19 protein-coding genes are annotated in these 15,893 nt (G+C 35.4%); 11 read left to right on the forward strand and 8 right to left on the reverse strand.

Annotated features, from left to right (window positions below; genetic code table 11):
* Positions 1–23 precede the first annotated feature (23 nt).
* Both QPL79_RS01885 and QPL79_RS01890 read left to right on the forward strand, forming a co-directional pair.
* Positions 24–683, forward strand: coding sequence for an HAD family hydrolase (locus QPL79_RS01885; RefSeq protein WP_285273088.1), 660 nt, complete (start codon positions 24–26; stop codon positions 681–683).
* Between the two features lie 513 nt (positions 684–1,196).
* On the forward strand, positions 1,197–1,616 hold the full coding sequence (locus QPL79_RS01890) for a hypothetical protein (RefSeq protein ID WP_285273089.1): 420 nt from the start codon (positions 1,197–1,199) through the stop codon (positions 1,614–1,616).
* A gap of 24 nt (positions 1,617–1,640) precedes the next feature.
* On the opposite strand, the gene QPL79_RS01895 is transcribed toward QPL79_RS01890, so the two are convergent.
* Complete coding sequence (locus QPL79_RS01895; RefSeq protein WP_285273090.1) at positions 1,641–2,312, reverse strand: phospholipase D-like domain-containing protein; 672 nt, start codon at positions 2,310–2,312, stop codon at positions 1,641–1,643.
* A gap of 131 nt (positions 2,313–2,443) precedes the next feature.
* Between QPL79_RS01895 and QPL79_RS01900 the strand changes: the two genes are divergently transcribed.
* Entirely contained in the window at positions 2,444–2,749 is a 306-nt protein-coding gene (locus tag QPL79_RS01900) for a hypothetical protein (protein WP_285273091.1), read from the forward strand.
* Positions 2,750–2,807: 58 nt separating this feature from the next.
* Here the strand turns inward: QPL79_RS01900 and QPL79_RS01905 are convergent, their stop codons facing one another.
* Together QPL79_RS01905 and QPL79_RS01910 are read right to left on the reverse strand one after the other, a co-directional pair.
* Positions 2,808–3,512, reverse strand: coding sequence for an SDR family NAD(P)-dependent oxidoreductase (locus tag QPL79_RS01905; protein ID WP_285273092.1), 705 nt, complete (start codon positions 3,510–3,512; stop codon positions 2,808–2,810).
* Positions 3,513–3,623: 111 nt separating this feature from the next.
* Entirely contained in the window at positions 3,624–4,214 is a 591-nt protein-coding gene (locus QPL79_RS01910; protein WP_285273093.1) for a stage II sporulation protein M, read from the reverse strand.
* Between the two features lie 137 nt (positions 4,215–4,351).
* Here QPL79_RS01910 and QPL79_RS01915 point away from each other — a divergent pair, with 137 nt between their 5' ends.
* The 4 genes from QPL79_RS01915 to QPL79_RS01930 are packed head-to-tail and all read left to right on the forward strand — an operon-like array spanning position 4,352 to position 6,430.
* On the forward strand, positions 4,352–5,317 hold the full coding sequence (locus tag QPL79_RS01915) for a GNAT family N-acetyltransferase (protein ID WP_285273094.1): 966 nt from the start codon (positions 4,352–4,354) through the stop codon (positions 5,315–5,317).
* Between the two features lie 46 nt (positions 5,318–5,363).
* Complete coding sequence (locus tag QPL79_RS01920) at positions 5,364–5,771, forward strand: DUF134 domain-containing protein (protein ID WP_285273095.1); 408 nt, start codon at positions 5,364–5,366, stop codon at positions 5,769–5,771.
* Entirely contained in the window at positions 5,752–6,030 is a 279-nt protein-coding gene (locus tag QPL79_RS01925) for a hypothetical protein (protein ID WP_285273096.1), read from the forward strand. Before QPL79_RS01920 ends, QPL79_RS01925 begins: the two co-directional genes overlap by 20 nt.
* 1 nt (position 6,031) lies before the next feature.
* Positions 6,032–6,430 carry a NifB/NifX family molybdenum-iron cluster-binding protein gene (locus QPL79_RS01930; RefSeq protein WP_285273097.1) on the forward strand — a complete coding sequence of 133 codons (399 nt, stop codon included), beginning with the start codon at positions 6,032–6,034 and terminating at the stop codon, positions 6,428–6,430.
* An 89-nt stretch (positions 6,431–6,519) separates the two neighbouring features.
* Here the strand turns inward: QPL79_RS01930 and QPL79_RS01935 are convergent, their stop codons facing one another.
* Together QPL79_RS01935 and QPL79_RS01940 are read right to left on the reverse strand one after the other, a co-directional pair.
* Positions 6,520–7,911, reverse strand: coding sequence for an RAD55 family ATPase (locus QPL79_RS01935; protein ID WP_285273098.1), 1,392 nt, complete (start codon positions 7,909–7,911; stop codon positions 6,520–6,522).
* Between the two features lie 238 nt (positions 7,912–8,149).
* Positions 8,150–9,841, reverse strand: a complete 1,692-nt coding sequence (locus tag QPL79_RS01940) for a beta-N-acetylhexosaminidase (protein ID WP_285273099.1) — start codon at positions 9,839–9,841, stop codon at positions 8,150–8,152.
* A gap of 86 nt (positions 9,842–9,927) precedes the next feature.
* On the opposite strand from QPL79_RS01940, the gene QPL79_RS01945 reads away from it, so the two are divergent.
* Genes QPL79_RS01945 through QPL79_RS01955 form a run of 3 tightly spaced genes read left to right on the forward strand, consistent with a single transcriptional unit; the run spans position 9,928 to position 13,420 of the window.
* Positions 9,928–11,337 carry a TldD/PmbA family protein gene (locus QPL79_RS01945; protein WP_285273100.1) on the forward strand — a complete coding sequence of 470 codons (1,410 nt, stop codon included), beginning with the start codon at positions 9,928–9,930 and terminating at the stop codon, positions 11,335–11,337.
* Between the two features lie 3 nt (positions 11,338–11,340).
* Entirely contained in the window at positions 11,341–12,693 is a 1,353-nt protein-coding gene (locus QPL79_RS01950) for a TldD/PmbA family protein (RefSeq protein ID WP_285273101.1), read from the forward strand.
* Positions 12,686–13,420: a 5-formyltetrahydrofolate cyclo-ligase gene (locus tag QPL79_RS01955; protein WP_285273102.1), complete on the forward strand. Its 735-nt coding sequence runs from the start codon at positions 12,686–12,688 to the stop codon at positions 13,418–13,420. The genes QPL79_RS01950 and QPL79_RS01955 overlap by 8 nt, the downstream gene beginning before the upstream one ends.
* Before the next feature lie 2 nt (positions 13,421–13,422).
* Here the strand turns inward: QPL79_RS01955 and QPL79_RS01960 are convergent, their stop codons facing one another.
* Positions 13,423–13,671 carry a hypothetical protein gene (locus QPL79_RS01960; protein WP_285273103.1) on the reverse strand — a complete coding sequence of 83 codons (249 nt, stop codon included), beginning with the start codon at positions 13,669–13,671 and terminating at the stop codon, positions 13,423–13,425.
* Between the two features lie 212 nt (positions 13,672–13,883).
* Positions 13,884–14,474 (reverse strand): nicotinamidase, encoded by a 591-nt coding sequence (locus QPL79_RS01965; protein WP_285273104.1) that lies wholly within the window; start codon positions 14,472–14,474, stop codon positions 13,884–13,886.
* A 75-nt stretch (positions 14,475–14,549) separates the two neighbouring features.
* Between QPL79_RS01965 and QPL79_RS01970 the strand changes: the two genes are divergently transcribed.
* Positions 14,550–14,990 carry an archease gene (locus tag QPL79_RS01970; protein ID WP_285273105.1) on the forward strand — a complete coding sequence of 147 codons (441 nt, stop codon included), beginning with the start codon at positions 14,550–14,552 and terminating at the stop codon, positions 14,988–14,990.
* A gap of 12 nt (positions 14,991–15,002) precedes the next feature.
* On the opposite strand, the gene QPL79_RS01975 is transcribed toward QPL79_RS01970, so the two are convergent.
* The gene (locus tag QPL79_RS01975; RefSeq protein WP_285273106.1) at positions 15,003–15,845 is read right to left on the reverse strand and encodes an N-glycosylase/DNA lyase; all 843 of its coding nucleotides are present in this window, start codon (positions 15,843–15,845) and stop codon (positions 15,003–15,005) included.
* Between the last annotated feature and the right edge of the window lie 48 nt (positions 15,846–15,893).

Consider the following 15,893-nt stretch of genomic DNA (forward strand, 5'->3'; position numbering starts at 1 on the left):
TATTTCTGAAAAGGTGTTTAGCGTTGATTAAAGGAGTTGTTTTTGACTTGGATGGGACTCTTGTTGATAGTGTTGAAATTCATGTTTCTGCATGGCTAGAAGCCTGCAAAGCTATGGGCTTAGTTAAAGATGATGTGGAGGAAATGAATATGGAGAATCTTATTAGAAAACTAGTTGGGTTAGCACCAATTGATATTGCATACAAAATTGTTAGCAACTCTGAATTGGCTAAAAAGCTTGCTGAAACCAAGCAAAGAATATATCTAACAAAAATTGAAAGAGTAAAGCTTTTTCCAAATGTTGAAAAATCTCTTGAAACTCTTAAGAAAATGGACATGAAAATAGCTATAGCATCATCAGTTTCAAGCAATATAATAAAAAGGATTTTGGAGTTAAACAACATAGCGAATTATATAGATGCTTACGTGGGAAGCGATGAAGTTTCAAAAAGAAAGCCAGAACCGGACATATTCCTAAAAGCACTAGAAAAAATAAGTGTTAAACCAAGCGAAGCTGTAATAGTTGGAGACACAGAATACGATATCATACCAGCAAACAAAATAAATGCTATATCAATACAAATATGCTGGAAACAATGCCTAGAAACCAATACAAAACCAAATTTCTATGCAAAAAACATAGAGGAAGTAATAGAAATAATTAAAAAACTCATTAATAAATAGAACATCAAATTAATACCATATTTAACACAAATAATTCTAACAATCAATCTAGCCAATATATTTTAAATCAACTATTTAGACAAAGACTAGAAAATTAAATGGTCTTGCCCCTCGGTGCTGTAACCAAAGACAAAAAGCCATGCATCGGAATCTGAGCATCCAGCACAACCCCCAGGGCTTATCCCCTGAGGGCGTGCTAGATACCCAGATTCCGATGCATGGCTTTTTGTCTTTGGTTACAGCACCGAGGTTTGGCACCAAATATATATTGTTCTTGGTGGATTATATATGGCTTCTCACAAATAATACCTCTATTGTATTTTCATGCATTGAGTTGTTTATATGCAATGCATTTTTCTTATCTTTTACTTTGGTATTACTAAGGTAATACTTTTTATATGAGTTATTTATTTTGTTGAATGTATTAAGAACTTGTATTGGTATTATTTGTATGGTAAAGTTGTTTTTTACCGTTGTGCATAAATCCATTTTGTTCTGTTCCATTCTAGGGCTTTGGAATCCAAAATCTATGTCGCTAATGAGAATTGGCTTATTGAATTGGTTGCGTCGAGGTTTAGAGAAGCTGGTTTTAGTGTCTATAAAAATATTGTTGTTTGTGATGTTGAGTTTGATATTCTTGCATTTGAGTATATTCAAAATGGTATCTATGTTCATATTGTTGAGGTTAAGAGGAGACCTAGTGATAAAATCTATAGGCAGCTTTCTAAACGATTGAAAATTGCTGATTATCTCTATGTTGCAATTCCATATGAGTTTTATTCATGGGCTTTGAAAAGAATTGATCCAAGAATTGGAATATTATTGGTAGCTGGAGATGATGTTGTTGTATTTAGAAAACCTAGGTATCTTGGCAATGGATTTTTAATAGCGAACAATATGTGCAATATGGTTTTAAGATCTGATTCTAGATAAGGATTTCGATGCTGTGTATTATATTTAGCTGAGAGTTCTTCCCCCACCCCATATCATATTAAAGTATTTAAGCAATTTTTCAACAACTTCAGAGCAGTTTGTCTCTATGGAAACTTCGTGATTTAGTGTTAAAGCGCTTTCAGTCCAGTTATGGCTTCCTATAACAGCAGTTTTATTATCGACTATAACTATTTTTGCATGTGTTGTTTTTCCGCTTGATTCATCCAGTTTCACATTTATTTTATTGTTTATTAAATAGCTTATTGTTTCTGGGTAATCCTTGTATGTAACATCATCAACAATGATTTTCACATCAATTCCTTCTTTGTTTTTCAAAACAATTGTATTTAGAAGTGTATTTACAGGGTCTCCAGACTCTTTAGGATCATATTTCATGGCATACATAATTATGTAAATACTCTTGTTAGCATTTTGAAGCAAAGTCGAAACAGTTTTGAGATACTCTTTATCGAGTAAAACAATTAATTTACAACCTGTTTGTTGTGCACTAGCTGCGTATTGTGTGTAGGTAGTTACAACACTTTTTGTTAATGTTATTAACTTGGTGGTTGTTTGCATTTGAGTAGTTGTAGCAATTTTTTCTCTGCTTTGCTGACTAGGCATCGACACTAAATAGGCTATGGCAAAGCCTAGCAATAAACCAATGAGAAATATGGTTAGAGGTTTTAGATTCACTAAGACACACCTCTAGCAACACTTTTATAACATTGGTCCTAGTGCTTATAGATTTTATTTAACATCACAAACCTGGTTCACTCATAAAACTTATTTGCCTGAATCATACAGTTTTCAGGGGGCTGTACCCAATGTTAACATGTATGGACGTAAATCTAAACTTCGCTGGTTCAAAAATAAGAATTGTGATAACAACTAACTCACCAAATGTTTGTGAAGAAATTAGAAATGTTATTGAAAGTGGAAGAATGGGTTTTTCTAGCTTGTTAAAAATCGTTGAAGCTCATGGTGGTTGTTTAATAGGTTCTGAAAAACCATTAGAAATAACCACAAAAGATAATGCTGTGAAAGTCGTTGCGGAACCAACAAGTATATTCATAAGTATGTATTGGGGAACTGTTGTGGATAAGGTTCGCGAAGTTTGCAAAGGTAGTTAATGATGTGGTATGTATACAAGCCGTGAAAAGATGTGATTCATTCAACAACTTACCTTATTTAATCAAAGGGTATTAGATGAGGCCCCAGTATTCTTGCCAGCGTCAAGTAGCTTGGTATATAAACTCTCTTTCTTCTTTTTCTAATACCATTAATTATTGCTTTAGCAGCTTTTTCAGCATCTAAACCACTTTCAATGTTTTTACCAGCTCTTAAATGGAACTCTGTTTTTATCAAACCAGGATATACAAGCAGAAGATGAACACCATATTCTCTAAGCTCATCTCTTAAAGCCTCGGCTACATAGTTTAAAGCTGATTTTGTAGCACCATAGATTGGAAGGTTTTTCATAAGAACGTGAACACCTGCTGTGATAACCATTGCAACTACAGAGTCTTTGTGCATGAGGGGTAGAAGCTTCTTTGTTAGTAGTATTGGCGAAACAAAGTTTGTCATGGTCATGGAAATTATCTCCTCATCGCTATGACTTAAAACATTTTTGTATAGACCAAAACCAGCATTATTAACAAGAACATCAACATTGCTAAACACGCTATAAACACTTTTCACAGTTTTCTCAATTCCATCAACAGTAGATAAATCAGCTACAACAAATGTAAAGCACTCTCCAAGCTCTTCTCTAAGAGCTTTAAGTCTTTCCTCATTTCTTGCAACACCAATAACTCTATTTCCTTTTTCTCTACATAAGAGCCTTGAAAGCTCCATACCAATACCAGACGAGGCACCTGTGACAATACAGTTCAAGTAAATCACCAAACATATTTATTAAGCTAACCCAAATTTTTATGTCTCTACAACAATTCTAAATGAAAGTTGATTATGCTATTTAAACATGAATAATAATCGAACTGAGCATCACCCTTGCGAAGTTATCGTCACCCCAAGAATTTTAGAAACTATGTATGGAGTTACAAATGTTTCTACAATACTAGCAGCAAAAAGCATTAATGCAACTATGGCAATTATCATAGGAGCTTTTCTCAATGTTCTCAAAAGCTCATCTTTGCTTCTCCTCACAATATATCTCCAAAACTCAACACCTATTTTAGTTCCAAAACCTGTTGCAAGAAGTATTGCAGGAATTTCTATAATTCCATGGGGAGCTATAGCGGCTATGCTTACTATGGGTGATTGCATTAAGGAAGTAACAAAAAATGCTATTAAACCAACTACAAAACCATTTGCAAATACTATAAGCCCTGGAACGAAAACAGCTATTCCAAGAGCTATAGAAATTAAAGCTACTAACATGTTTCTTCCAAAAATGTAAAGCGCCATGTCAAAACTATAGAATTTCGTTGGTGCACCACCATAAATTTGCTTAGTGAGCTCCTTTACAAAACCTATTTCTCCAAGACTTTGAAAAGCCAAGGTTGCGAAAAAACCTAGTAAAATCCCTATTACGAAAAGTAGCAACATAATCAAAAACATTGCTTTGATAGACACAGTGACTCACCTTAAGATTAGTAAAGCTTCTTCCTTCATTAAAATATTTTTACTATAATCATGTTAGTGTTGAGTATTATAATGCAAAAAGCTTTTAAGCATACAAAACAATTTGTGCTCATATTGACTGTGAAACCATGGAAGAATCCGATTCGAATTCAGAAGATGATTCGTCGCATTATAGTAAATGCATTGATATAGTTGTTAGAACTGCAAAACATTCTGATGTAGATAAAGTCTTTAGAATATATAGTGATAGCATACAGTATCTCGATGTTGAAAGCAGAGATTGGATAGAGGGTATTGTGAAAAAGAAGAGTAGAAGGGCTAGAGTATATGTTGCTACAAGTAATGGGGATGTTATTGGTTTTGCAATAGTATATAAGAAGAGAAATAGAGCATACATTGATGCACTTGCTGTGGATGTGCTATATAGGGGTAGGGGTGTAGGTGAGTGTATTTTAAGAAGAATTGAAGAAATCTTGTTAGGTGAAGGAGTTGAAAGGATCTATTTGACTGTGAAAAACCATAATAACAGAGCCTTGGGTATGTATATAAAGAATGGCTATAGAATATCAAATGTTATTTTCATTTTAGAAGCAAAGCAAACCAATATAGACACTCATGTAGATAGGAAAATGGTCAATAGTGTAAGCATCAATATTGGTAGTGTGAAGAGGTCATCAATTCCACGAGTAAAGCTTTTGGATGTAACAATGTGGAATAACTTTACATGGGATATTGACGAGGCTATATATAAAGTAAGTAAAGAAGAAATAACTAGAATAACTATTGCAAGGGGGAAGAGATTAATTGGTTTAGCACAAATAGCAGTTGATGGAAAGAGCATATTGGTTGAAAGACTAGCGTTGTCATACTACAAGCCGTCGGAGTCACTAAAAATAATTATAGAGTCTATGAAGAATCTCATAGCCAACGACCCTGAAATCAGCATTGTTATACCAGTAGACTCAACAAAAACCTCGCTTCTAAAAACACTGATATCAATAGGCTTTAGAATAATTGACAGTGAATATGTGTTGTGCAAAGACATAATACAGAAGAATAATGTGCTAGGTATAGTAAACACTACTTCGAGATAAAACATTTTAATTGTTTACACCAGAACAACATTTAGCAGGTGTTTCTGTGCCTAGACATCATAGACATAGACATGGCTGGTTTAGAGAAGCTGGACCTAGAATACCCATAGGAAATGTGATGAGTGTTGAAGATACAATATTTATTCCAATCAAATCTTTAGAAAACATTGAAGTAAAAGATTGTATAGAAATTTATGACTATGAAATAAAAGCTCTTGTTTACATCCACATAGAAGGACTTTCAACAGAAGAAGCTGCAAACAAAATGGGGTTGTCTAAAGCAACTTTCTGGAGAATTTTAGAGGGAGCTAGATTCAAAATTGCTAAGGCACTATCTGAGAGAAAACCAATGAAACTTGTTTCAACTAGGCAGATAAGCAATGATAATAAAAGCTTATTAACCGAGAAACAGGTTTCAAGTACTGGTGAGAAAAATGGGCTGGTGGTGGGGTAGATCCTGGAGAGGACCATGGCCAGGTCATGGACCATGGAGTCATTTACCACCGTGGCAAAGACCAGGATGGGTACTTGGCTGGATGTGGTGGCGCTATGGATATGCATACCCATATACAGCTCCATTCACATATCCAGATAAAGAACTAGAGCTTAGGTACTTAGAGGATTTGAAAAATTATTTAAGCGATGTGATATTGAAAGATATTGATACTAGAATTGAAGAGCTAAAGAAGGAACTAAAGAAGGGCACTCAATAAAATGAGTAGAAACATTATCGCAATACCGATAGTGTCCTCTGGTATCAACAAATATGTTTTTCCACACTTTGGCAAAGCACCAAGTTTTGCTATAGTTGAGGTGATGGATAAAAGCTTCAGAATTTTATATGTTATCCAAAATCAGTATAGGGATCATATGCATGGAAAAGGCCATGAAGTAATCAAGATGCTAGTAGAGAATGGCGTAGACACTGTAATAGTTAGTGACATTGGTTATGGGGCATTTCAGCAACTAAAAGAATACAATATAAGGATATATAAATTGCCTGAGAAAAGCCAAGGTCTCTACAGCCTGGAAGAGGCTTTAAAAATGTTTATAGATGGTTCACTAAAAGAATTGGAAGAACCTTCACAGCATAATCATCACCATCATTATTAAGCTTTTTTATCCAATCTATAATTATTTCAGTTAGAAAATTTTTATGAGAACATTTGTGTTCGCATCATATTATATATTATGTAGTTGCTCTATAATGAAAAACTCCTTATTTTTTCAATAGCTTCTTCAACACATTGTCGCACTTCATGACTTTCAATTATTACCGGTGTTCTGTATCTTCTAAATGCCTTCAGAACATAGTCATATTTTGTGTCTTTGATAATATTTTCCATTACAAACATTAGATCTGCTATTGATGCGTCTTCCAGGCATTTATTCATGTTTACACAATTGCCAATTCTGATCGTTGATATGCCTTTGTGTTTCAAGTAGAGAATCTCATTATATAACTCTCTAAAGTATTTCTCATAGTCTTGATGTTTAATAATATGTACACCATGAAAAACTACAATATCTGGCTTGTACTGCTCAACAAGTTCAAGCTCCTTAGCCTTTAACTCAGCTAGGCTTTGAGCATATGGATTGATTCCCTTGATTATTACATATCTATTTATAATTTCTTCAGCAATTTTTTCGCTAATACCATACCTGTTAAGTGTGCTAATTATCATGTCTTTGAATATTGCAGGGGATAGCACATAGCTTACTATGAGAACCCTTAAGTTATAGGTAACAGCTTGTGCAAGAATAATTATGAATGCTTCTGCTCTTCCTTGTAGAGCTTCAGGTGGGTAGAAAATGTTTATAGTAAAATCTTTATGCATGTGACCAATTTTCTCGTTGTAGACTCTACATGGAAAATATATCTCCTCTTTTTGCTTAGGTATTTCCTCAAGTATTGGTGGAGTATATACAACAACTCCTTTATCATTAGTTATTGTGAATGGGATTTCGGCTAAGTATATGGGTTTTCCACGGGCTTTTCTAATCTCAATTAATCTTGTGAGAAACCCATTCTCTAAGCCACTCTTCAAAACAAGAATAGCATCAGCTACGAACTCGGGCGAGCCCATCTCAAGTGTTTGCTTACCATATGGAAGCTCTGCTAAGAGTATAAGCAAACCATTTATGGTTGATGACAGCTGGTAAAAATAGTTTAGAAGAATTGCTCTTTTATCAATACTAGTCTCTAAAGCCTCGATCAACGGTGTGATAGAGTCTATTACAACAACATTGAATTTCTCCTTAGAAATAATCTCAGAGATTGCCTCTAAAACCTTCTCCACATCACTCGACACGGGAAGTCTGACGAATTTCAGCAAATTCTTTTTCTCAGCTTCTCTAAGTTTTAATCCAAGCTTCTCCATAAACATGTAAAACTTTTCTTTCTCCTCGTAAAATGTTATATATAAGCATTTACCTCCTCTAACAGTATTGGAGTAGCAAATAGATGCAGCAAAAGTTGTTTTGCCAGATCCTGGATGCCCAGCTACAAGAATTGTATATGGAGGTGTAATCTCACCTAAAATCTTGTCAAGACCTTCAATTCCTATTTTAAATGCTTTAACCTCTTCCACCATAAATCATCATCAAAACAACTTAGCTACAACACATCATCCACTAATACTTCATAGAATCAAATATATAAGTTTTTCATTTGTTTTAACGAAATTAACTAGATAGTTGACAAGATAGTGTATTGTGAAATGGTTTAAGAAGCTACTAAACTGTTTTAGCAAATCTCAACAATTTGAATCTATATTCATATAATATTAACATGGTTAATACTGGTATGGTGAATCGCTGTTGTGTTTAACATTACCTTAGCATTTTCTCTAGCTCTGTAATGCCAGCAGCACTCCAAAATCTGCCAACAATTGTTTCTAGCCCATTTGGCTTCCTCTCTTCTAGCCACAACTCTGCATATGTTTTTGCAATTGCTATGTAATCTGATGCTGTAGCTCTATTGTCTATAACCTTTAGAACAAGCTTGTAAAACTCCTTTATGAACTCTAAGCCCCTTGGCAAATTAATTGACTCTGCTTTTCTAATCACTTCCTCAATTTCCTTTCTAAGGTTTTCTATAACACCTTTATCTAGATATATCTTGGCTATTCTCATAATATCTGTTTTCAACACTATGTGTTTTGGTAGCCAAAAGCCCCATCTAACCCAAAATTCTTCCTTAGCGCTAAATATTTTTCCGAAATCCTTTCTAATCTCCAAAACCTCTTTCGCTTCACCTGTTAGCGCCATCCACTTCTCCTCCCATTCACCACTACCCTCAGCAATTTCCATAGAAGCTAAGATAAGTGGATCGAGATACTGAAACAGACACTCACTTCCATCATCACCCCACGCAGTTATGAGAAACCCTTCAACACTTGGATCATTTTTTGCAGCTGCAAAAAAGTTTCTAAGATTCTCTAGTGCTGTTGGATAATCTGGGTAAAACCTATTCCAATTCCATAAACCAGGTGCAATAATTTGCCTCAAGCCCTTATCACTTATAATCTTTATAGAGTTTTTGAAATGCTCAACTGGTCTTGGAGTATAATCCCAATTAACAACAATTGTTTCTCTCCATATTGGGCTTTCCAAGATGCTTCTCCACACCTCTTTCTCACTTTCTCTCAAGTAGGCTGCTGTTATCATGTCCCCCCAAATCATAGGCTTCTTCCCATGCTCCTTAACAACACTTACCAACATCTTTGTATGCTCCTCATACAGCTTCGGCCCCTCAAATCTAAGTGTTTTGTCTAAGCTTTTGCCTCTTCCAAGAGCCCAGGTTTCATCACCACCAATATGTATATACTCTGATGGAAAGAACTCAACCACTTCCTTCAAAAGATCTTTAGCAAAGTTCCTAGCCTCCTCATCAGAAGCATCTAGCACACCCTCAGCTGGGTTGTGCCATTCACTAAATTTCCTGTATGGGGGTAAAACAAGTATTCTTTCCATATGTCCTAAGAGTTCTAGAGATGGTATAACCTCTACACCAAGTTTCTTACCATATTCAATGACTTCTCTAAGCTCTTCCCTACTATACCTGCCTCTAACAACACCAATATCCTTGTATTTTTCCCATGGAAACAAATCCTCTAGATATAATGCGAGGTAATTGTATTTCAATATGTAAAGCCATTTCAACAATTTTTTGAGTGTGTTTACTGTTGGAACTCCACCTCTAGCAACATCCAGATGAAAACCTCTAAACCTATACCTAAACTCTTCAACAACTTTAACCTTTGGCAGCATTCCTCTTCCCTGCATAACAAGCTGAAGAATGGTTGCATAAGCTATTTTTTCGTCACCCCATATCCTAACAACACCTTTTTCAATAACAACACCTGATCCACTACCCTCAGTTTTCTCAACAACCCAACTACCTTTGCCAATACCAAACTCCTTTGCTAAAAACTCTGGAAAGTTTTGAAAACCATCAAAGTCATACCAAGTACCATCAAATTCAATCATCTTTGGCTCAGGAACAATATATACCTTCTTCACGAACCTCACCACAAACAATATTAAAAACACAAACTTAAATTTTTTATTAATCTGTTATCTGGATACGAGTTGGAGGTTGCAAATTTATGTCTGTAGAGATATCGATAGATCTTGGTAAGGAGGTACTAGAAAGGGTTCTGAGAAGAAATGTTGATGAAGCTGTAATAAGACTTCAAGAAAGAGTTTATGAGTTGATTGTTTTTGATAACGGGGTTTTGAGAAGCTATGGTGTTTCTAGAGTTGTTGGCATTGGTATACAGGTTTTTGTAAATGGTTTTACAGGGTATAGCTACACTTCTTCACTGTCTCGGGAAAGCATTGAATCTGCTATTGATAGAGCTGTTAAAAGTGCTAGAACCTTAGCTCTTGTTGCAAAACCAAGGAAGTTTGCTGAAGTTTCCAATGTTAAAGGATTTTACAAAACAAGTTATTCTGAAAACCCATTTTCTGTGGATTCCTCTGAGAAAATATCTCTAATCAAGGAGCTTAATATTAATGCTATGAAGAAACCTGGTATTGTTTCAGCTTTGACTAGACTTGGATGCGAAAGAGATAGAAGAGTTATTGTCTCTAGCAAAGGTATTGAGGTATTCAATGAGGTTACAATGGTTGGCTTGAGTCACATGGCTGTTGCAAAATCTGGAGAAATTATGGAGAGGGTTTATGATCAGAAAACATTTGTTGGAGGCTATGAAAAAATAAGGTCATTTGATTGGATGAGCTTTGTAGATGAGGTTAATGACCTAGCTGTAAAAGCATCTATGGCATCTGCGCCAAAGGCTGGTGTTTACAGAGCTGTTGTTGATAATGAGTTGATTGGTTTATTGCTTCACGAAGCCTTTGGCCATGCTTCAGAAGGTGACTCTGTTCTATACAATGTATCTGTTTTGAAGGGTAGAGTAGGTGAGAAGGTGGCTAGTGAGTCTGTAACAATTGTTGATGATGGCTCTGTTGAGGGTGGTTATCCTATTCACTATGATGATGAAGGTGCTGAGAAAAAGAAAACAGTTATTGTTGACAAAGGCATTTTAAAAACATTTTTAAGTAGCAGATATGTTGCTGGAGAGCTTGGCATAGGGCTTACAGGTAATGCACGAGCCCAGGACATAACATTCAATGCTATTGTGAGACAAACAAACTTCTATATGCTTCCTGGTGATGCGAAAGTTGATGAGCTTTTTGAAGGCATTTCAGAAGGTATTTATCTTAGGGGTAGAGGGGCTATGGGCGGCCAGGTTGATCCATCTATGGGCACATTCACTTTCAATGTTGGCCCCTCATATATTATTAAGAATGGTGAGATAGAAAAGCTTGTGAGAGGTGTAACAGTATCTGGAAACATATTGGATGTTCTAAAGAATGTTGAGCTAGTTGCAAATGATTTAAAGGTTTCTACAAGTGTTTTTGGTGGTTGTGGAAAAGCTTCGCAGCTTGTAAGAGTTGGTGATGGGGGTCCACATATAAGAGTTTCTAAAATTGTTGTAGGTGGTGAGTAAAGAATGAACATTGTTGAAATTGTTGAAAGAGGAGTTAGAAAAGCAGAATCTCTTGGTGTTTCCGAAGCTGAAGTCTATGTTGTTAGAGAGCATTCAATGTCCGTAGCTGGTGATGTGAGAGGTGTGGAATCTATAGTTAGTGGAGAGTCTGTAAGTGCATTTGCGAGAATTGTAATTGGTAAAAAGCTTTCTGTTCAAGGATCAATGATATCCACTCCAAGTGATATTGATGTACTTATTGAAAATGCTGTGAAAATAGCTAAGGTATCTTCAGAAGACCCAAAATGGGTTTCTTTACCAAAGAGACTTGGCTTATCAATGATATTTGACATTGTTGATGAAAGGATTAGAAATCCTGATATAGGTTTCTATACAGAGATTGTTAAAGAAGCTCTTGAAAAGCCTAAACAGTTTGGCAAAATCGCTTTTACAAATATTGCTGAGGTTTCGTTAACCTTTTCTGAAAGAGCTATTGGCAATAGCTATCAACAGCCAGTGTCCTGCGAAAAAACAGATTTTGTGTTTTCAATAAATGTGAAGGCTGTTGATGAAGGTGCAGAATCAAGTTTCTCTAGTTATTATCATGCACCAACACTAAGAGAGTTCAATATGAGTAAAGTTGTTGAAGAAGCAACAAATGTTGCCACCTCAACCTTAAGGGCAAGACCAGTTGAAACTGGCAAATACCAAGTTATTTTCATGCCAAGAGTATTTGCATCTGTTTTGCAAGCTCTTATAGTTCCAGCTATTAGAGCTGATATGGTTCAGAAAAACAGGTCTCCACTAGCAAACAAATTGTTTTCAGAAATTATTTCACAGGAAATAACATTGATAGATGATGGTGCAGCGCCCAACATGGCTGGCTCTAGTCCATTTGATGACGAGGGTGTTGCAACAAAAAGAAAAACAGTGTTTGATAGAGGTGTTCTAAGAACATTTCTGTATGATACTTATACAGCAAATATAGATGGTAGGGAGAGTACTGGAAATGCTAGAAGAGCAGGTTCTTCAAACACATACCCAGATGCAACAAACATTATTGTGTTGCCTGGTTCCTCATCTCTAGAATCGATTATTAGAGACTTAAGAAAAGGTCTTGTAGTCTATGGCACAATAGGTGAGTGGTTATCAAATCCTGTTAACGGCTTTTTAAATGCTACAATAACACATGGATTGCTTATTGAAAATGGTGAGGTTAAGCAGGCTGTTAAAGGTGTTGTTTTGTCTGGGGATATCTACAGGCTTTTGAAGGAAAACCTAATTGCTTTGTCTAGAGAATACGAGGTTGTTTCAAATTATATGGTGCCAGCTATAGCAATTGATAACGTTACTGTTGCTGGTGAAGGTGGTGGGTAAATCGTTTAGAGAAGAGCTTAGAAACAGAGTATGGAGACTTATGGAGGAAAAGAACATTGCTAAATTTCCAAGACCTGTTTTTGGTAGAATACCAAATTTTGTTGGTGCTGAAGAAGCTGCTCAAAAACTTGTTCAATCAGATTTGTTTAGAAAAGCCAAGGTTGTTAAGGTTAATCCGGATGCTCCACAAAAACCAGTTAGAGAAGCTGTTTTGAAAAGCAACAAGATTTTGGTTATGCCAACACCTAGAATCTCAAAAGGCTTTCTATTGCTAGACCCAAGAAAAATTAGCCCAAACCTCTATAGCTATGCAGCAACAATTCAAGGCGCTTTCAAATATGGTTTGCCTATAGAACCAGATGAGATTCCCGAAATAGATCTTGTTGTTGCTGGCTCTGTTGTTGTTAGTATCTATGGTGAGAGACTCGGCAAGGGAGAGGGATACTCAGAGCTAGAATACTCAATTCTAAAAGAATTCAACAAAATCTCTGACAACACCCCAATAACAACAACTGTACACGACATACAAGTTATAGATGAGCATATACATCTTGAACCATGGGACTTCACAGTTGACTATATCTACACACCAACCAGAGTCATTAAATGTATTGGAGAAAGAAAAAGACCTATTGGAATCTTATGGCAATACTTAACAAAGGAGAAAATAGAGTCAATACCAATACTAAGAAAAATGCATCAAAGAAAGCATATAAATAATTCTTAAATCTATGTACTTTCACTTACCTTTTTAATTTCATAATCTTTAAAAAACCTTTCAACAATGGAAAGCACAAGTTCTAATGTCTTCACATTATCTAGTTTATTCTCTACAATAACTAAAAACTTATCAGGCGATGTTATAACAGCTCGTACACTTTTTCTCATCCATGGATGCTTATCTATAGTACTTCTCAATTCTTTCTTAAGTAAATGAGCAACAATACCAGGATTTCTACGTTCAATTTTAATTATCATTCTCAATTCAACATAGAATTCACAATCCAAGGCTAATATTTCACTACAATCCTAAAACATTATTGAATCTTCAATAGATTAGGTAATACTAAGTAATTACAAATACATTACTTAGTTATCTCAGCTTTTTCCAGAGATAACACAAAGTTACATAACATAATCATAAGTAAGGCAATGCTAAGTTCTGCAAAACACGTTTAAAAATGTTAGCACTACTTTGCTATAACATCATTTATTTTTATTGCAACTACACCTTTATTCATGAGATCTTCAATTGCCTTTTCTTCAGAGCCTGGAGGGCTATCTATACCTTTTATAGCATCTTCGAGTAAAAACACTTGATATCCAAGTTTAACACCATCTTCTGCTGTTGCTTTTACACAATACTCTGTTGCAACACCAGCAATGAACAATCTTTTTATGTTGCGGCTTTTCAGAGTGTTATCTAGTTCCGTATCCTCGAATCCACTATAAGCCTCTTTATCTTCTTTAAATGCCTTTGAAATTACAATTGTGTTTCTTGGAAGTTTCAAATCTTTGTGAAACTCTGCACCCCACGTGTTTTGAATACAGTGTGGTGGCCATGGACCACCTCTAGTATTGAATGATATGTGGTTTGGTGGGTGCCAATCTCTTGTTGCAACTATTAATGCATTTGATTTTTCAAACAACTCTATATACTTGTTTATAGCCGATATTATGGTTAGTGCGTTGGGGACTGGAAGAGTACCACCTGGCATGAAATCGTTTTGCATATCAACAATTATTAGAGCATCAATTGGCAGTATTTTAATCTTGGCCAAGATAATCACCAACACAAAACAGTATTTCCAAGTTTAAATTTCTTGCTACAATATTTTTAGTTTTGGTGAAAAGTTGTGGAAAGAGGTTTTGAGTTTTTGAGTCATACTGCTGATGTGCTTATAAAGGTGTGGGGAGAGAGTTTGGAGACCGTTTTTGAGGAAGCTGCAAAGGCAATGTTTGAAGTAATTACGGATACGAGCAGAGTTGAGCCCAAGAATGTTGTTGAGATAAGTGTTTGTGGTTATGATGTTGAAAATCTTCTCTATAGATGGTTGGAGGAGATGCTTTATCACCATGACAGTAAGAATCTTGTTTTTGGGGAATTCCATGTGAAGAGAATATATAGTGTAAGCAACGAGGAGAAGATGCTGTGCCTAGATGGTTATGTAAAGGGTGAGGAGTTTCAGCATGAAAAACATGAGCCAAGAACTGTTGTAAAAGCTGTTACATATAACGAGATGAGAATTTGGAGAGAGAATGGGAAGTGGTATGCAACATTTGTAGTCGATATATGAGAACCTTAAATGTTATTTAATCATTCTATAAAACAAGTTTTTCACTATGAGCATCACATCCTCTGGCTTTAGAAAATGCTGAAGCTCTCTATATGCAGAATCGAATATTTCTCTCATATTGCTTGCTTTGTGATATTTTCCAAAGTACCACAGAAGAGCATCTAGATTTAGAGGTGGAACAGAGGATTTTTCGCCAACCATTGTCCAAATACTTCTTATAGTTTTGCTGAATTTTAGCAAATTATAGCTGCTTATAGCAATTCCCTTAGGCAAATCCAAGGCACCAGAAAGATACGTTATTATTGCAACCCTTGTGTCAACTGGAATGGGTATAGTTAGTGGAACTTGAACTTGTTTCTCAAAGGCTTTGTTAACATAGTAAATCATTTTAATAGCAAAAACAATGGTTTTAGAGTTTTCATCAACCTTTAAACATCTTGCAGTAATTTTTCTAATGGTCTCTAAATCATTGAGAATAAGAATATTTTCTAGCTGAGTACAGCGAATAATTTTTTCAATTCTTTTAATTTTTTGATTGAGAAGATATCTATTATACTCTTTTGCAAAGTCTTCAACAATTTCAACTAGCGATCTCATTCCGGATCTAGATACGCACTTAGTAGCAACGTAGTCTGCAAATAAAGACCAGTAAATTTCTCCTGTCTGAGAAAGTCTGTAGCTAATAAGAGCATTTAGAAAAACAAGCAAATAACTTGCCAAACCACATTCAGCAACCAATTTCTTTACAGCTCTAAACTGTGGATCTAAATCCTCAAAAGCAATAACTTTCTCAAAGCCAATTGCTTTAACCATTTCTGCTAATTCATCAACTCTTCTGCTATTAACTCTAAGCAAGCAATTTTCACCAAATAATTCCTTGGTATATAATCATAATTTGAAGTC

Source organism: Ignisphaera cupida, assembly GCF_030186535.1.
Lineage (GTDB): Archaea > Thermoproteota > Thermoprotei_A > Sulfolobales > Ignisphaeraceae > Ignisphaera > Ignisphaera cupida.

Bases quoted from the DNA above. Each gene is read 5' to 3' on its own strand.
- QPL79_RS01945 (WP_285273100.1), top strand. From the start codon at position 9,928: ATGTCTGTAGAGATATCGATAGATCTTGGTAAGGAGGTACTAGAAAGG.
- QPL79_RS01960 (WP_285273103.1), bottom strand. From the start codon at position 13,671: ATGATAATTAAAATTGAACGTAGAAATCCTGGTATTGTTGCTCATTTA.
- QPL79_RS01915 (WP_285273094.1), top strand. From the start codon at position 4,352: ATGGAAGAATCCGATTCGAATTCAGAAGATGATTCGTCGCATTATAGT.
- QPL79_RS01925 (WP_285273096.1), top strand. From the start codon at position 5,752: ATGGGCTGGTGGTGGGGTAGATCCTGGAGAGGACCATGGCCAGGTCAT.
- QPL79_RS01900 (WP_285273091.1), top strand. From the start codon at position 2,444: ATGTTAACATGTATGGACGTAAATCTAAACTTCGCTGGTTCAAAAATA.
- QPL79_RS01935 (WP_285273098.1), bottom strand. From the start codon at position 7,911: ATGGTGGAAGAGGTTAAAGCATTTAAAATAGGAATTGAAGGTCTTGAC.
- QPL79_RS01930 (WP_285273097.1), top strand. From the start codon at position 6,032: ATGAGTAGAAACATTATCGCAATACCGATAGTGTCCTCTGGTATCAAC.
- QPL79_RS01950 (WP_285273101.1), top strand. From the start codon at position 11,341: ATGAACATTGTTGAAATTGTTGAAAGAGGAGTTAGAAAAGCAGAATCT.